Annotated in this window: 1 protein-coding gene; it reads right to left on the bottom strand. The window is 74.6% G+C overall.

What is annotated here, in order from left to right:
- Window positions 1-102 precede the first annotated feature (102 nt).
- The coding region (locus AC1D12_RS34915; protein ID WP_477845617.1) for a purine nucleoside phosphorylase YfiH/LACC1 family protein at window positions 103-586 on the bottom strand (484 nt) is incomplete at its 5' end.

Here is a 586-nt window from a genome sequence, read left to right as displayed (position 1 = left end):
CTGCTGTACGGCGTGCTGCCGCTGTCGATCGTGCTGTACCTGCTGGGCACGCCGTCGCGGCGGCGCGCGCAACGGCAGGCCGAAGCCGCCGAGATGGCGACATCAGCGCAGCCAGACGGCAGCGGCCATCCGCCCGGTGATGCGATCGCGCCGGAACGAAAAGAACCGTGATGCATCGTCGACGGTGCACCAGGCGCCGCCCTTGATCTGCGTCACGCCCAGGCCCGCGAGGCGCCGGCGCGCGAGTTCAGGCAGGTTGGCCATCCACTTGCCCGGCGCATGGCCGCGGAACAGCGCCGGGTCGGCGCGTTGAGGGTCGTCGCCGAAGGCCTGCAGCACGTCCGGGCCCACTTCGAAGCGCTCCGGCCCGATGCACGGGCCGAGCCACGCCACCAGCGCGCCCGGCTCGCAGCCCGCCGCCGCGCACAGCGCCGCCACGGTGTTGTCGAGCACGCCACCGGCCAGGCCGCGCCAGCCGGCATGGGCCGCACCGACGGCCGGCGTGGCCACGGCGCCGGTCGTTGCCAGCAGCACCGGCAGGCAATCGGCCACCTGCACCGTGCAGGCCACGCCGCGCTCGGTGGTG

This window comes from Rhizobacter sp. P1_G5, from assembly GCF_056405435.1.
Note: the sequence above shows the minus strand (reverse complement) of the source record. Positions and strands in the feature narration are given on the sequence as shown.